Source organism: Amycolatopsis sp. lyj-112 (genome assembly GCF_046549055.1).
Taxonomy (GTDB): domain Bacteria; phylum Actinomycetota; class Actinomycetes; order Mycobacteriales; family Pseudonocardiaceae; genus Amycolatopsis.
Window position 1 is genome coordinate 81,247 of the sequence record NZ_JAJPWS010000020.1, and the last position, 15,209, is coordinate 96,455.

Annotated in this window: 9 protein-coding genes; 2 read left to right on the forward strand and 7 right to left on the reverse strand. The window is 69.7% G+C overall.

All coding sequences use genetic code 11. The features are described from left to right. Positions 1 to 8 precede the first annotated feature (8 nt). Genes ACLJRL_RS38340 through ACLJRL_RS38365 form a run of 6 tightly spaced genes read right to left on the reverse strand, consistent with a single transcriptional unit; the run spans position 9 to position 12,563 of the window. The gene (locus tag ACLJRL_RS38340; RefSeq protein WP_410661295.1) at positions 9 to 2,255 is read right to left on the reverse strand and encodes an ADP-ribosylglycohydrolase family protein; all 2,247 of its coding nucleotides are present in this window, start codon (positions 2,253 to 2,255) and stop codon (positions 9 to 11) included. Next, positions 2,256 to 3,725, reverse strand: a complete 1,470-nt coding sequence (locus tag ACLJRL_RS38345) for a TNT domain-containing protein (protein ID WP_410661296.1) — start codon at positions 3,723 to 3,725, stop codon at positions 2,256 to 2,258. It abuts the gene before it with no gap. 37 nt (positions 3,726 to 3,762) lie between these two features. Further along, on the reverse strand, positions 3,763 to 4,230 hold the full coding sequence (locus ACLJRL_RS38350; protein WP_410661297.1) for a hypothetical protein: 468 nt from the start codon (positions 4,228 to 4,230) through the stop codon (positions 3,763 to 3,765). After that, positions 4,227 to 11,603, reverse strand: a complete 7,377-nt coding sequence (locus tag ACLJRL_RS38355) for a toxin glutamine deamidase domain-containing protein (protein WP_410661298.1) — start codon at positions 11,601 to 11,603, stop codon at positions 4,227 to 4,229. Before ACLJRL_RS38355 ends, ACLJRL_RS38350 begins: the two co-directional genes overlap by 4 nt. A 10-nt stretch (positions 11,604 to 11,613) precedes the next feature. Beyond that, positions 11,614 to 11,943, reverse strand: a complete 330-nt coding sequence (locus ACLJRL_RS38360; RefSeq protein WP_410661299.1) for a WXG100 family type VII secretion target — start codon at positions 11,941 to 11,943, stop codon at positions 11,614 to 11,616. Beyond that, positions 11,943 to 12,563 (reverse strand): YbaB/EbfC family nucleoid-associated protein, encoded by a 621-nt coding sequence (locus tag ACLJRL_RS38365; RefSeq protein WP_410661300.1) that lies wholly within the window; start codon positions 12,561 to 12,563, stop codon positions 11,943 to 11,945. The genes ACLJRL_RS38360 and ACLJRL_RS38365 overlap by 1 nt, the downstream gene beginning before the upstream one ends. 295 nt (positions 12,564 to 12,858) lie before the next feature. Between ACLJRL_RS38365 and ACLJRL_RS38370 the strand changes: the two genes are divergently transcribed. Further along, positions 12,859 to 13,440, forward strand: coding sequence for a YqgE/AlgH family protein (locus ACLJRL_RS38370; protein ID WP_410661301.1), 582 nt, complete (start codon positions 12,859 to 12,861; stop codon positions 13,438 to 13,440). Here ACLJRL_RS38370 and ACLJRL_RS38375 read toward each other — a convergent pair. Beyond that, positions 13,437 to 13,868, reverse strand: coding sequence for an SdpI family protein (locus tag ACLJRL_RS38375; RefSeq protein ID WP_410661302.1), 432 nt, complete (start codon positions 13,866 to 13,868; stop codon positions 13,437 to 13,439). The genes ACLJRL_RS38370 and ACLJRL_RS38375 overlap by 4 nt on opposite strands. A 65-nt stretch (positions 13,869 to 13,933) precedes the next feature. Between ACLJRL_RS38375 and ACLJRL_RS38380 the strand changes: the two genes are divergently transcribed. After that, positions 13,934 to 15,085, forward strand: a complete 1,152-nt coding sequence (locus tag ACLJRL_RS38380; RefSeq protein WP_410661303.1) for an esterase-like activity of phytase family protein — start codon at positions 13,934 to 13,936, stop codon at positions 15,083 to 15,085. The last annotated feature ends 124 nt before the right edge of the window (positions 15,086 to 15,209 follow it).

The window sequence follows — 15,209 nt, forward strand, 5'->3', positions numbered from 1 at the left end:
TCCCTGATTCACCAGCGGGGATACCGCCGGTCCCAGCCGTCGACCTCGGTCAGCGCCGAATGCCGGTCGAAGTGCCAGAACGCGTCCGTGGCGATGTTCTCCACCAGGTAGCGCAGTTCCAGCTGCTCGACCCACTTCTGCGGAAGGCCGGGAATGCCGGCGCGGGCACCGAGCAGCGCGCCGGTGATCGCGCCGGTGATGGCGCTGCGGCCCGAGTGGTTGACCGCCCGCAGCAGCGCCTGCTCGGGGTAGTTCTCGAACCCGGACAGCGCCGCGAACGCGCGGCCCAGCACCGAAAGCGTGCCGTTGCCGTCGCCGATCAGTTCCGGGACCCGCAGGTCGGGCAGCCCGTGCTTGCCGAAGAACGGCACCGACTCGGCGACCAGCGCCTTGAGGTCCGCCCATACCGGCCCCCGCTGGTGCGGGTTGGTGTCGCTGAAGATCTCGCGGGAGATGTTCCAGACCGGGTAGCTGAACGCCTCCGCGGTCAGCGCCGGTTCGAACAGCCAGGTCAGGTACGTGGACGCCTCGACGTCGATCTCTCCGGGGTGGGTGACCGAAACGAGGTCGCGCACCGCCTGGCGGACGCCGCCGCTCATCGCGCTGCCGGGACCGGCCGCGGTCAGCGCCGCCGGCAGGGCCGCGACCAGCGCGTCCGGCCCGCTCAACGGAACCGCCGTCGGTGAGATGGTCGCCAGCGCGTGGTACGCGTTCAGCTCGGCGTCGTCGGGGGTGCGGCGGACCCTGAGTTCCGGCACCTTCACCAGCCAGCCGTCGGCGTTGTCCAGCGGCGCGCCCTGGGTGTGCAGCCAGCGCATCAACGCGTTCCGGGTGACCGTTCCGAGCATCCGTTCGGCTTCGCGGTTCTCCGGCTGCTCGCGATGCGGGCTGCGGATCACGCCTTCGGTGTAGAACAGCAGCCGCTGGGTGAGCGGCCCGATCCGGCCGGGCAGGTCGAACGCGACCGGCAGATCGGTGACGCCGTCGGGCCCGTAGGTGCCGTGGATCTCGTCGAGCCGCATCCTGTCGACGGCCGCGCCGAGTGCCTCGCCGAGCGCGAAACCGATGTACGCGCCCGCGACGCGCTGCCAGCCGTAACGCGAGCTGGAGCGGTCACGGTCGAAGTACTTGCCGAAGGTGTCCAGACGCGGCTGGATCTGGCCTTCGTTGTCGTAGCCGGGCGCCAGGCCGTTGGCCCGCAGGTCGTTCGGACGGCTGCGCGGCGGTTCCGGCTGCTTGAACCGCGCCAGCCACGACTGGCCGAGAACGGTCTTCTCGCATTCCTCCGCGGTCAGTTCGAAACCGCGGCGGCGGGCCCGCTCGGCCGCGGCCAGCGGGAGGCGGACGGGCTCGGACAGCCCCATCTTCGTGGCCGTGTCCTGGGCGAACGTCTCCAGCGCCGGATCCGCTTCGGGACAGCGTTCGTTGGCGTCGACCGGGGTTTCCCGGCGGGGGAACTTGTGCGCGGTCTCGGCGAGTTCGGCGCCGCTGACGTCCTCGAAGGTCGCCGGGCCGCCATTGATCACCAGATTGGGCGGGCTCTCGTAACCCGCCAGGGTGGCGATGTCGACCTTCCAGTACCCGTGCTCACGGGACGGCAGGTTCTTGGTGGAGCTGAACACCTTCAGCTCGGCGCGCTCTTCGTTGAAGTAGAACCGCTCCGTCTTGCCGGACACCAGGTCCAGGGGGACGAACACCTCGCAGCGCAGCAGCCCGATGAGCAGCTGCTCCCGGGTCAGCCAGCCGACGCTGGCGAAGGACAGCAAGGTCTCGAGCCGGTTCTCCGGCTTCGGGTAGCCGCGGCGGACCGGGCCGGCCTTGTACTCCGGGTTCTCCCGCTCCTGCCCGGTCGGCACGCCGTCCGAGTTGACCTTCACCCAGCCCGCGACGACCTGGAGCGGCACACCGAGGTCACCGAGTCCGGCCTTGGCGTATTCGGGGTCGACGACCTCGCGCCACGCCTCCTGGCCGGGGAACGCGACCGGCACGCTGAGCCCGCCGGGATGCGGGTGGGTCTGGCGCAGTTCGCCGTCCGGTTCGCGGACGACCACCGACGGCGGCGGGAAGATCTCCTTCTCGGCGTGACCCTCGTCGAGGAAGGCGATCGTGTTGTAGGGCACCGACCAGCCCTCAGGGACGCGCAGGACCTTTTCGTGGTTCACCCGCAGGCCGACGCCGCCCGGCGCGGAGACGTCCGGACCGTGCACCGCGCGCAGCCACTCTTCGACCTTGGCTACCGCTTCCGCCGATTCCACCTACTCGATCCTCTCCAGGCTGCCGTCGGACACGTGCTCGGCGATGGTCTTCGGGAGCACGTATGCCACCGCACCACCGGGCATGTTCGCCCACGGCACGGTGACTCCGGTGATCACGTGGAGCGGGCGTCGTAGCCGGTAGGTCCCACCGACACGCTCCCGTTCCAGCGGCAGGGACGTCGTGGCGAACCGTACCCCGCCGTGGTGAACCAGATTGCCGGTTTCCTCCCCGAACCGCAGTACGACCGTACCGGCGACCATCCGGCTGAGGCGCTTGTTGCGGAGCAAGGTGAGGGGAGGCTCACCTGGTGCCGCCCCCACCGGCCAGTCGGCGAGTTCCTTGGCGGTCTCCAAGGGCGTTTCGTGCCCTGCCGTCATCCTCGCCGGATGCAGGAGCACCGCGCCGAGAAGCTGGTGAGCCGCGTCCTCCAGCTTTTCGAAGTACTTCGGCGACACCGGGGCGCCGTCGGCGTGGGAGGCGACCTCCCAGCCCTTTTCGGTGAAGTTGAGGCACCAGACGCCGTCCGCGCGGTGCCCGATGCGGTACGCCTCCGGCCAGACGGCGTGTTCACCCAGCCTGCTGACCAGGACGACCAGCAGCTCCTCGTCGGTCAGCGTGGGATTCGGTGACGTCTCCAGCTCCGCGGCGATGTCGCCTTCGGTCTTCTTGACGTCGGAGCGGCCCGGCTTCGGCCGCGGTTTGCCCAGGAGGTCCGCTTCGGCGGTCCGGCGCACGAGATGCTCGACGTACGGCGGCTGGAAACGCTGCCCCCGGATGTGTCCGACCAGCTCCTGCTCCGGTGCGACTCCGTATTTCCGCAGGTAGTGCGGGACGGACGCGTGCCAGATCCAGGTGCCGTCGGTGTGGTAGCTCTCCGGGACGTCGCCTTCGGCCTCGGGCGCGAAGATGTCCTTGCCGAAGCCTCTGCCCGAGAGGATCGCCGGCTCGCGCTCCAGGTACTGCGCGATCAGCGGTGCCTCGGCCTCGTCGAGCCCGGGTCTGTCCACCACGGGCGGCTCGCCCTCGGTGTAGGCATCGACGATCCGCGCGTGCCGGAACTCGACCCGCAACGGCAGCTGCGCGCGAAGCCGCCACCAGTCCGGGATGTGCTCGTCGTCGCGCGGGAAGGCGGCCAGCTCGTCCGGGTACACCGAAGCAGCCGGGGCCGTGGCCCACGCCGGTTCGTCGTCGAGGGAGAAGTCGAAGTCGAAGGTGCCTTCGGGCTTGAGCGTGAACCTCGACTGCAACCAGGTGCCGCGTCCGGTGGTGTACATCCCGGTGCGAAGGGCGCCGAAGAGTTCTTTCAGCTCAGGGGCGGCCTTGACGTTGTGCCCGTCGAGTTCGGTGTGCTCCCCGGACTGCCGGAAATCGGCGACCGCCGCGCGTGCGGTGTCGGTGACACCCGCCCGGATGAGTTTGCCGATCTCGACCAGAAGTGCGCGCTGCTGCTCGGAAGTGAGTTGTTCCACGTGAATCATCGCGCCCGGTTCGGCAGGCTGAGCGGGCTCATGGTGAGTCCCCTTCCGCCGGCGGTTTGTATTCGGGGAAACGCGGCTCAGACCGGAACGACGGCGATTCTCCGGCGGCGCGGCGGGCCAGCTCGTCCTCCCACATCTTGAAGGTGCGCTTGCGGAGCGACTGGATCAAGGCCACTTCCTGTGGCTGCATCCCGCGCTCTTCTCGCCGAGCCTGGTCGTACAGGCCGTCGATGGTCTCGTAGAGCGCGAAGACGGCCCCCTCTCCCTTGAGGTAGCGCGCGCGGGCGAACTCGGTCTCCTGCACGAACTTCTGCTCGGGCACCTTGCTGATATCCGAACTCGCCATCGCGCGAAGGACCTCGCGGACGTGACTCGGATCCTCCTCGAACTCGCCGGAACGGAGGTTCAGCAGGTATCCGGTGAGGCCGCCGTCCGGCGTCGCCTCGACCCGGTAGGTCTGCGCGTAATAGGTGAAGTAGGCCGGTGTCTCGATCACGCGCTCTCCTCAGGGGGCTTCGGCAGCCCCAGCCGCAGGCCTTCCATGAACTTCACCCGCACCTGGTTGATCAACGCGGCCTCCAGCTGTGCCTGCTCCCTGGTCAGCCTGCCCTGGCTCCTCGCGTCTTCACCCGCCGAGTCGCCGAGGTTCTCGTCCATCGCCCGGTTGTACGTCGGGAAGTCCCGGCGAACCTCGTACAGCGCGTGCTCGAAGACGGCGACGTCGTCGATGCTCTCCAGGTGCAGCCTCAGCTCGGCGACGTGCCCGTTCGGCAGCCGGACGTTCATCTGCAGGTCGCGGTACCCGCTCGCCTGCGGATTCGCGAACCGGTCGTCGAAGCTGACGATCTTCAGGTCCGGATGTGCCATGACGGCGTTCAACGCGTTGTAGGCGTCGGCCACGGTCTTGAACTGGATCTTCGCGCCCACCAGGTCGACGAGCCGCGACGCGTCACCTTGGTACTTGGCGATCTTCGCCAGCGCCCGGGTTTCCGTCTTGGGTTCGGTCCGGGCACCCGCCGTGCCGTCGTTGTCCCCGGCGATCTCGTCGACGATCCGGTTGAGCCGCCCCTGGTTCTCCGCCCAGGCGGCCTCCTCGCGGGCGAGGAACTCCTTGATCTTGGGGATGTCGCCGACGTGCTCATCCGGGAAACCGGCATGGACCCGCTCGCTCGGCTCCGAGCCGGCGGCCAGGTCGGCCGCCGTCTGCGCGAGTTCCCGCTGTTCCGTGGTCAGCGGAGTCTCGCCGGGGCCTGCCTGCTCGACGTCGTCGATCAGGCGGTATTCGTTCGAGTGCGCCTCTTGGAGGGCGTCCGCGAGCATCGGGATGGCTTCCGGATGCTGCAGGAGGCTGCCGATGGTCTTCGGATTGTGCAGCAGGGAATCGTTGAGGTAGCGGTTTTCCGGGTCCAGCATCAGCTCCACGAGCTGCGGATGCCCCGGCAGGTGGTCGCGGATGAAGTCACTCAGCGGCCCGAGGTCGTGCAGGACACCGTCGTCGGTCGTGATCCTGACCCGATCCCTGGTGTCGTCGAGCCCGGCGAGCGCCGCCTCGAATTCCGGAGTGGCGAGCAGGCGGTCGGTGTCGGCACGCACCTGCGGATCGACGTGCGTGGGAGGTTCCGGCAGTGCCTGGGAGGCCATGCCGTAGCCGCCGTCACGCGGCGGTGTCACGATCGGACGGCCGTCCGGCCCGATCCGCGACGGCTGCACGTCGGGCGCGTCTTCCCGGGCATAGGCGATCCGCGGGTCGGCGGGCTGATCCGGCCGTGCGAACGCGACCCTCGGGTCGACCGGCCGGGTCGACGCCGTGTCGGTCTGGGTGGTGTGGGCGTCAGTGTGCTGCGCCGCCGGGGCTTCCGGCACGCCGACGTGCATCAGCCGCATGCTCAGCGGCGGCTGCGGCAGGTTCATCAGCGCACCCGACTGCGGGTCGAGGAACGCGACGCCGTCCCGGGTGTTCGCCACCATGGCGACGTGGCCGCGCTCGACACCGTTCTCGTCGAGGTACTTGACCGCCACGACGGCGTGATGGTCGGTCGGCATGTCCCGCATCTCGCGGATGACGGTGTCGTAGTCGGCCCGGTCGGAGAACTCGCTGCCGAAGCGCTCTTCGATGTGCTCGAGCGTGCCGCGGCTGTCCATCTCGTGCACGAGCAGCGGATCGGCCGTCGAGTCGATGCCCTGCATCCGGTCCATGTACGCGCCCGGGGTCCGGGTGCAGTTGGAGTGGTAGCCGTTCGCCAGCGCGTCGGGGTCGTTGAAGTGCGGGTTGACCTCGCCGAGCCGCGGGTGCCGGTCGCGGACGTAGGCGGCCTGCTGCTCCGGGCTCGCCGAACCGGCGTGGATCGCGGGTTCGCTCGGTGGGTTCGTCGCCACCGCCATCGACGAGTAGTCCCGCTCCGGGACCGGCAGCTCCATCGTCTGATCGGTCGCGTCGTGGTCCTGAGCGGGCTGTTCGCCGTACTCGGGCCCCTTGTCGGCGTCCGCGACGCCGTGGTCCGCCGGATTTTCGGCGGTGATCGGCGGGGTCGTCGGCTCGTCGAAACCGCCGAGGCGCGCCATCGACCGTTCCTGCGCGAGACGCGCGAGTTCCGGCGCCTCCGCGTTGTGCCGGGCCCGCCGCTCGTCCATCTTCTGCTTGGCGGTCTCGGGGTCGAGGTAGCGCGGGTCGCCGGCAGTGACCTCTTCGGCGTGGATGACCCACTTCGGCCGGTCGACCAGCGGCGGAGTCTTGAACTCCTTGCTGTGCACGTAAAGCTGGGTCGCCGGCTTGGTGATCGCCTCGTTCTCGCGAGGGTTCTCGGCGAGCGACGAAACGTCCTTCGCGGTCTTCGAGACGATGTGGATCTCGACGTCTTCGCCGAACTTCGACTTCGTGTCCGGCGACGTCTTGATGGTGGAGCTGGTCATCGTCGGCTCGGGGACCGTCTGGCCGACCTCGTAGTGCGCCGCCATGATCCCGGCGGCACGCACGTCACCCTTGGTGTCGATGCCGCGGATGGCCTCGCCGTGGAAGTCCGGCAGTTCGTTCAGCGCGCCGACGATCGCCCGGGTGCTGCGCTGGGCGTTCTCGAAGCCGGGGTGCGATTCACCCTGGCGGTTCGCTTCGTTGATCGCGTAGGCGTGTTCGCGCGAGTACGAGTAGATCGCTTCCGCGGCCTCCGGCGAGACGCGGTCCTTGAGCGGGCTCGCTTCGAGCCGCTGGGCGGACTTGGCGCGGGCCTGCTCGGCGTGTTCGGCGTTGTCGTACCGGTCGCGCAGACTCTTGTGGTCGTCGGGCGAACCGCGGAAATCGTTGTCGTTGACGTAGCTCTCGTCGACCCGCGGCGGTGCTTCATCGGTGCCCTTGAGCCGCTCGCTGATGTCGAGTTCGGTCTTGGGTGCAGGCTGGTCGTCGGACCGGTCCACCGGCGGCGGCTCGTCGTCGCCGCGCAGCCGCTCGGCAGGCGACTTGGCCTGCTCCTGACCGGTGTCTTCGGTCCGGGCGGGTTCGTCGGTCTTGTCCGCGTGGGACTGCGAAGGCGCTTCCGGCGTTTGGGCGTGCGGAGCGTCTCCGCCGCCCATCGGCATCGCCTTGATCGACGTCGGGTTGTCGGGCAGCGTCGCGAGCCGCCCGGTCATCGGGTCGGTGAAGACCACACCGTGCGGAGTGTTGACCGCCGCGACGATCCGGGTCTCGACCCGGTCCTGGGAGCGAGGCGAGCCTTCCGGAGCGTTCGGCTCGGCGGCCGCGTGGTGCTCGAACGCCACCGCGGTCCGCGCGCCGACCGGACGTTCACCCAGGTCACGGGCGACATCGGCGAAGCCGTTCTGATCCGACCACTGGCCACCGACCTGATCGCTGACGTGCTGCAGCGGCGAGCCCCCGGTCGACGGTCCGGCGACGGCGTCGCCCCCGTTCATCCGGTCCTCGAACGCGACCAGCGCCTCGGCCGAGTTGGTCTGGTAGCCGTCCTTCCACGAATCGGGCGCGTAGTAGTTGCGGGTGTTGACCTCGCCGGCCTCGGGAAGCTCGTCCGCGAGGAGCCGCACCTGCTGATGCGGGGTCTCGGCCGAACCCGCGTGGATGACCGGCGTCCCGCCCTCTTCGAGCGGCTTCGCCAGTTCCGACCAGCCGGCCTCGGGAGCGTGCTGCCTCGGGGCTTGGCGGACCGGGGCGTCGGCGGGAGGGTCGACGTAGCCGCCCTTGCCGTCGGACACCTTGGTCTCGAGTCCCGCGAAGCCGGTCCCGAACAGCTCGGGGTGGTCGCGGCGCAGCTGGGCGTCGCGGTCGGCCTCTTCCTGGGCCAGCCGCTCCTGCTCGGCGTTGTTGAAGTCGCGCCGCTCCGCGACCTTCTCCTGGACCTGGTCCGGGGTGAGGTGGCCGTCGTCGCCGGGTACGACCTCTTCGCACTCGACGATCCACTTCGGGAGGTCGTTGGCGGTGCCGTCCTCCAGTTTCGCCCGGTATTCGGGGTGGTCGGGGTGTCCCGGCCCCTTGTGGATGTCGGTGACGCGCAGCTGCGTCGCCGACTTCATCAGCACTTCGCGCTCGTCCTTGATGGAGGCGAGATCCTCGATGTGGCGTCCGGTCTTCGACTGGATGCGCATCTCGACTTCACCGGGGAACGTGCTGCGCGGATGCGCGTCGGTGACCCGCGACGTGCTCAGCATCTGCGGGTCGACGAGGACGCCGCCCTGCCGGTGCGCGTCGAGGAACCCCTGGATGGCGCTTTCGTTGCCGTGGAAGTTCACCCGCCGCGAGACGACGCCTTCGTACGCGGGCATCTCGTTGAGGCCGGACGTGATCGCCTCGATATGCGGGCGGAGCGCGTCCAGTTCCGGGCCACCGTGGCGCTGGGCGTGGGTGATCGCCTCGGCCATGTCGGTGCGCGTGTAGCTGTGCACCGCGTACGCGCCCTGATCGGACATGTTCTGGACGCGCGGGTCCTCGTGGGCGTCGCGTTTGGCGAGGCCTTCGCGGCGGACCTGCTCGCTCCGCGCTTCGTTGGTCTCGGGGTCGAAACCCCGTTTGTCGATCTGGGTTTCGGCCAGCGCGCGGTAGGCCGCCGGGTCGTCGGTGTGGAAGCCCGGGTCCGTCAGGTACGGCTCGTCGATGCGGGTGGCGGTGTCGTTGTCGTTCGGAGCCTCTGTGTCCTTCGGGGCGTCGACGTCCTGGGGAGTCTCGGTGTCCTTGGGCAGGTCGACGTCGTCGTCGAGCTTCCCGCGATAAGGCTCGGCCGGTTGCTGCTGCGGACTTTGCTCCCGAGCAGGGTCCCGAGGAGGCGCGGTGTCCTGCGGCATGGCCTGGCCCGGGGCGCGGTCCATCGGACGCACCGGCCCGCCCTGCTGCTGCGGCGGACGCTGCGGGCCGGGGCCCGCGTTCCCGTCCTGGCCAGGTCGCTGCGCCGGGAACTGCGGCGGACGTTGCGGCGGCTGCCCACCGAAGCGTGGCTGTTCGCCGCCCATCGGACGGTGGCCCGGCGGAGGCGGAGGCGGCATGGGGCCACGGTTGCCCGGAAGCGGGCCGTTGCCCTGCTGCGGAGGCCGAGGACCCTGAGGCGACTGGGGCGGCGGCGGGTAGCCACCGGGGCCGCGCTGACCAGGCGGCGGCGGGCCGGGCGGAGGCATCTGCGGGCGCGGCGGAACCCCGCCGTTCGGTCCGGGAGCCGGTCCCGGCCTGCCCTGATAGGCCTGCGGGCCCTGCTGCGGACGGGGTGGCTGCTGGCCCTGAGGACCCTGCGGGCCTTGCGGCGGCCGGGGCGGCTGGCCCTGCGGCGGTTGCTGAGGACGCTGCTGCGGCCGGTCCTGCGGCATCGGTCCGCCGTTGCCCGGGTGCAGAGGCGGGGGCTGCGACCCCGTCGGGCGCGGACCCTGCGGTCCCGTCGGCCCCGACTGTCCGCGTGAAGGCATGGGGCCACCGCCCTGAGGAGGCGGCGGAGGCGGGAACCCGCCGGGCGGCGGTCCCTGCTGCGGCATCGGCTGACCCTGGAAGGGCATCTGGGCGGGCGGCTGATCGAACCGCGGCTGCTGAGGCCCGTTGTTCCCGGTGAACCCGGCGGCCTGGACGCCGTCGTGCGGCCGCGGCCTGCCCGGATCGTGGCCACCACCGGGCGGGAACCCGCCGCCGGGCGCGGGTCCGTTGCCGGGCGGGTTGCCGCCGGGCGCCATGCCGTAGCCACCCGAGGACCCGGGCGTGCTCGAACCCGAGTTGGACGCCATGCCGTACCCACCGGACGACGAACCACCGGAAGAACCGCCACTAGAGGACGAAACGCCGGAAGAAGGCGCGCCACCCGACTGGGCCGGAGCCGGTGCCTGGGCAGGCGTCTGGGCAGGAGCCTGAGCCGCCGCGGCGGGTGCCTGCTGCTGGTTACCCGCCGGAGATTGCTGCTGTCCGGCACCGTTGTCGCCGGCCGTCGGGGCATTTTGGGACGGTGCTTGCTGAGACGGTGCTTGCTGGGATTGGGCGGCCGCCGGTGAAGCCGCGCGCTGGCCGTCACCGTTGTTCGCGGGGGCGTCCGCCGTGCGTTCCGGCGCCTGTGTCGAAGACTGGCTGACCCGGTCATTGCCCGGAGAACTGTCCGGCGCGCGCTGCGGGCCACCGTCGGAAGACGGCGAGTGCTGCGAAGCCTGCTGAGGTGCCTGCTGCTGCGACGACTGGTTCCCGCCGTCGGAGCGCGTCTGCGGCCCTGGCTCCGACGATCCCCGTGACGAGGAGTCGCCCGAGGAATCCCCGGAACGGCTGCTGCTCGACGAATCCGGGCTGGACGAGTCGCCACTGGAAGAGTCGCGGCTGGAAGACGAGCGGTCCGAAGACGAACCACTGTCCGGAGTGGACGAATCCGGAGAGGGCGGCCGCGAAGGCGTCCCAGGATCCCCGGTGTCGATGTCCGGCGTCGGAGGGCCTGTCGACGGATCGGGGGTGTTCGCGGCGCGGATGTCGCCGATCTGGCTCTTCGCCCCGTCGACACCGCCGCCGACGGCACCGCCGGAGGCGCCCATCAGGACGTCCTTGGCCGAAAGCTTGTCGAGGTCACCGGTGACGGCGGCCTGGCCGACCGTGCTGGCGACGCCTTCGGCCGCGCCGCGCACGGCGCCCCGGGCGGCGCTGTCGACGATCTGGCCGCCCACGCTGTCCGAAAGTCCCCTGGTGGCGCCCTTGCCGATACTGCTGCTGCCCGCGCCGACGACACCGTCGACGGCGCCGCTGATCGCGGAGTCCTTGGTCTTGCTGACGTCCCAGCTGTCGCGGTCGCCCTTGGCCATCTGCAGGCCCTGGATGCCCGCGTCCATGGCGAGGTTCATCGCCGTGTTCTGCAGGACTTCCTTGCCGATCTTCTTCAGGCCCTCCTTGAGAAGCTTCTCGAGGAGTTCCTTCGCGACCTTCTTGAAGCCTTCCTGCGCGAGCTTCTGCATCAGCTGCCGGAAGATCATCTGGACGGTCATGCGGGTGGCGATCTGCGCCGGCGCGATCCCGGCCGTCGAACCACCGAAGGTCACCGCTGCCGCCGCGATCATCGCGATGATCTGCGCGGCCAGGATCACCAGCGAAATGATGATCATGTACTTCGTGTACTCGACGTCCAGCGCCGTCGCGTTGCACGAGTCGCCGAGTGCCTGCGAAGAATCGGCGAGGGACTTGAAGTACGCCTCGTCGCCCTCGACGAACTTCTTCCACGCCTCGGCGAACTTCTCCGCGCCTTCGCCGGTCCAGCTGCCGAGGACCTCGGTGGCGCCCTTGGTCGCGGTGTCGGCGATCGGCTGAACGGCCTTCGAAGCGTTGTGCCAGGCGTCGCGCAGGTCGCGAAGCTTGTCTTCGTCGCCTTCGGGCCAGCTTTCCCCGACGACGATCGGCAAGAGCCACTTGACCGCGTCGGGCATCTCCATACCCATGTCGCTAGGCCTTCTTGTCCAGCGTCGTCTTGATCTCTTCTTCGGCGTTCTTGAACGCGGTCATCGACCGTTCGACGTTGTGCTGCATCCCCCGCAGCGCTTCGACGATGTTCGCGAAACCCTCGGACGAGCCTTCCGCGCCCGGCACGTAGTCCTTCGCGAACTCCTTGCCGGCGTCGTCGTTCCCCCAGCACTGGCCGAGCGAGTTGATCGCGGCCATGAGTTCCTTGCCGGCGTCGTCGAGCTGGTCCGCCGCCGTCCCCAGTTTGGCCGCGGCCGTGATCGCCCCGTCCGGATCCGCGGTGAATCCGCCACCGCCACCACCGCTGGTCATCAGACCCCCCTGGTCAGCCAGCTCGAGGGCGGCTCTTCCTCATCGTTGTCCTGCGTCTGACGCACGCGCTTCGGAATCGGTTTCGGCGCCGGCGGCGCGGGAGGGGCCGGTGGCGGTGTCGGCGGGGTCGCGTCGTTGCGCAGCAACGGGTCCGCGAAGTCCTCGTCGGACTTGACCGGCGCGGCCTCTTCGTCCTCGTCGGCGAGGAAGTCCGGGATCGCCGGCATCAGCCCCTGCAACGACGGCGCGCCGTCGATGAGGTCCGAGAGGTCGGGCAGGCCTTCGGTGATCGGCGCCATCAGATCGGCGACCTGCTGCTTGACCTGCAGCGATCCCTGGCGGACCAGGTTCAGCACGGTGTTGGCCAGCTGCGCGGGAGTGGTCCGCTCGAAGGTGTTCGGCTGGATCTCCAGCTTGGCCAGCGTGCCCGTGGCGTCGATGGTGGCGCGGACGAGACCGTCCTGCGAAACGACCGTCGCGGACATCTGCGAGGCGGCCTCTTGGGCGTCCCGAAGTTGCGCGGTCTGCCGCTCGAACTGCTCGAGCAGGGTGTCGACCTGGTCCTTCATGGCGGCATTGCGCGCTTCGAGGCGCGCGCTGTCGTCGCCGGCCGTAGTCAAGGAAGCCCCCGGAAGTGCTTGATCCCGGGCATACGCCACCCGGTGTCGATAGGCGTCACCCTAATGCCCTGGGCGGGGACGTACTGCCCTTTCCCCGGAAATGGGCGGCCGGTGCGCTTTGAGGTCGCCTCTCGGCGGCTATGCGCAGTGTGGCTCCAGCCGGACGGTATTCCACAAAGGCGGTTCTTCAGTGAGCCCGGGGGACACGGAAAGCGCACCGACCTGGAGTGTCCAACGGTGCTCGTGATGCTGTTGTTCCCTGGCCGGACGATTTGTCTCCGCTCGAAGTGGGATCATGGCGGACGTGCCAGCGGACGCCGAGGTAGAACCGGGAACGCTCCTGGTCGCCGCCCCCACGATGTTCGACCCCAACTTTCGGCGGACCGTCGTGTTCGTCATAGATCACCGGGACGAGGGAACGCTCGGTGTCGTGCTCAACCGGCCGAGTGACGTTCCGGTGTACGACGTGCTGCCCAACTGGGGTGGGCACGTCGCCGAACCCCAGTCGGTGTTCGTCGGCGGTCCGGTGGAGAAGAAGACGGCTCTGTGCCTGGCCGCCCTCCGCACCGGCGAGACGGCGTCGAGCGTGCCCGGGGTGATCGCGGTGCGCGGCCCGGTCGCCCTGGTCGACCTCGACACCGATCCCGAGATCCTGGTCCCGAAGGTCCGCGGCGTGCGCGTTTTCGCCGGGTACGCGGGATGGGACTCCGGTCAGCTGGCGACCGAGATCGAACGTGACGACTGGCTGATCGTCCCGGCGCTGCCCAGCGACGTCCTCGCTTCGCCGAGCCATGACCTCTGGGGCCAGGTGCTGCGCCGCCAGGGCATTCCGCTCGCGTTGCTGGCCACCCACCCGGGCGACCTCCAGCGAAACTAGGCGCTGGCGGTGTCGGTCTTCTTGAAGACACCGCAGGTCCCGCAGGAGCAGCCGCTGCAACCGGCCGGGGCGGCCGGCGCGGCGGGTTCGGGAGCGGGAACGGTCGCGGCGGCGCGGTTGCCGAGCACTCCCCCGGCGGCGACCAGCGCGATCAGCCCGACGACGCCCACGAAGGAGCCGAGCAGCAGCCCGAACGTCGTCGGCATGACCAGCCCGGCGACACCCGCGAGCACGGCGATCACGCCGCCCGCCAGCGTCGGGAGCCCGGCGACCTTGTTGCCGAGGCGGAAGGCGTCCTCGCTCCGCATCGTGGCGGCGGTGCGCACGCCGGCGCCACGCTCACGCGGCAGCTTCTCCCGCAGACCGAGGAAGCCACCCCAGCCGACGAGGACACCCAGCACGATCGGGACCAGCGCTATGACGAACACTCCACGAGGATAAGCGTGACGTCCTGGCAACCTGCCGGATACCCTGATCGACTGTGCTACAGGCCATGTCACGCAGAGTCCTAGCCACCGCCCTCGTCGGGGTCGTTCCCCTCACCCTGATGGCGGCACCCGCCGCCGAAGCGGGTCACCGTCCGCTGCGCCTGATCGGCGAACAGATCGTCCCGAACTTCCTGCCTTACGAGGGCACCGTCGTCGGTGGCCTGTCCAGCATCGACTTCGATCCCCGCACCGGCGAATACGCGCTGATCTGCGACGACCGGTCCGCGATCAACCCGGCCCGGTACTACACGGCGAAGTTCTCGTTGGGCACCGACGGCCTCGGCCCGGTCGCCTTCACCGGCACCCGGCCGCTGCTGCGTCCCGACGGCACGCCGTATCCGCCGCTCGCCAAGAACGACCCCGCGCAGCCTCAGAACATGCAGACGATCGACCCCGAAGAGCTGCGTGTCGACCCGTGGACCGGCCACTACCTCTGGTCGCAGGAGGGCGAGCGGTCGGCGGCCGCCCGGATCGATCCGTCGATCCGGGAGGCGAAACGCGACGGCTCCTACGTCCGCGACCTGCCGATCCCCGCCAACGAGAAGATGACCGAGACGGCCGGGCCGCGGCAGAACCTCGCCCTCGAGGGCATCACTTTCGCCGGTTTCGGCTCGCTCGTCGCCAGTTCGGTCGAGGGCTCGCTGCTGCAGGACGGCCCGGAGCCGACCACGACCGCGGGTGGTCTTTCGCGGATCACCCTCCAGTCGCGTTTCGGGCCGGTGCTCGCGCAGTTCGCGTATCCGCAGGACAAGGTCTTCGCGGCGCCGAACCCGCCCGGTGCGTTCGCGACCACCGGCGTCTCGTCGCTGCTGGCCGTCGACCAGGCCGACCCGACGCGCTACCTGGTGATGGAACGCGCGTTCGTCACCGGTGTCGGAAACAAGATCCGCATCTACGAAATCGACACCCAGGGCGCCACGAACATCGTGAAACTCCCGTCGCTGGCCGATGCGAAAAACGTGAAGCCGGTCAAGAAGCGCCTGCTCGCCGACCTCGCGGACTTCAAGTTGTCCACTGTGGACAACGTCGAGGGGATGACGTGGGGGCCGCGGCTGCCGAACGGCGAACGCAGTCTCGTGCTCGTCAGCGACAACAACTTCTCCGCCACGCAGGTGACCCAGTTCATCGCTCTGGCGGTCCCCTCGGAACGGCTTTGACCAGCGGGTTAAACTGGGCTCATGAACACGGCTCGGCTGCTCCTTAGCCTGCCGCGCTGACCTTGGCCGATCGGCCGGGACCAGCGCGGCGACCCCTCATGCCCTCCGGGCTGAGGGGTCGAGT

Bases quoted from the DNA above. Each gene is read 5' to 3' on its own strand.
- ACLJRL_RS38355 (WP_410661298.1), bottom strand. From the start codon at position 11,603: ATGGAGATGCCCGACGCGGTCAAGTGGCTCTTGCCGATCGTCGTCGGG.
- ACLJRL_RS38360 (WP_410661299.1), bottom strand. From the start codon at position 11,943: ATGACCAGCGGTGGTGGCGGTGGCGGATTCACCGCGGATCCGGACGGG.
- ACLJRL_RS38380 (WP_410661303.1), top strand. From the start codon at position 13,934: ATGTCACGCAGAGTCCTAGCCACCGCCCTCGTCGGGGTCGTTCCCCTC.
- ACLJRL_RS38370 (WP_410661301.1), top strand. From the start codon at position 12,859: ATGGCGGACGTGCCAGCGGACGCCGAGGTAGAACCGGGAACGCTCCTG.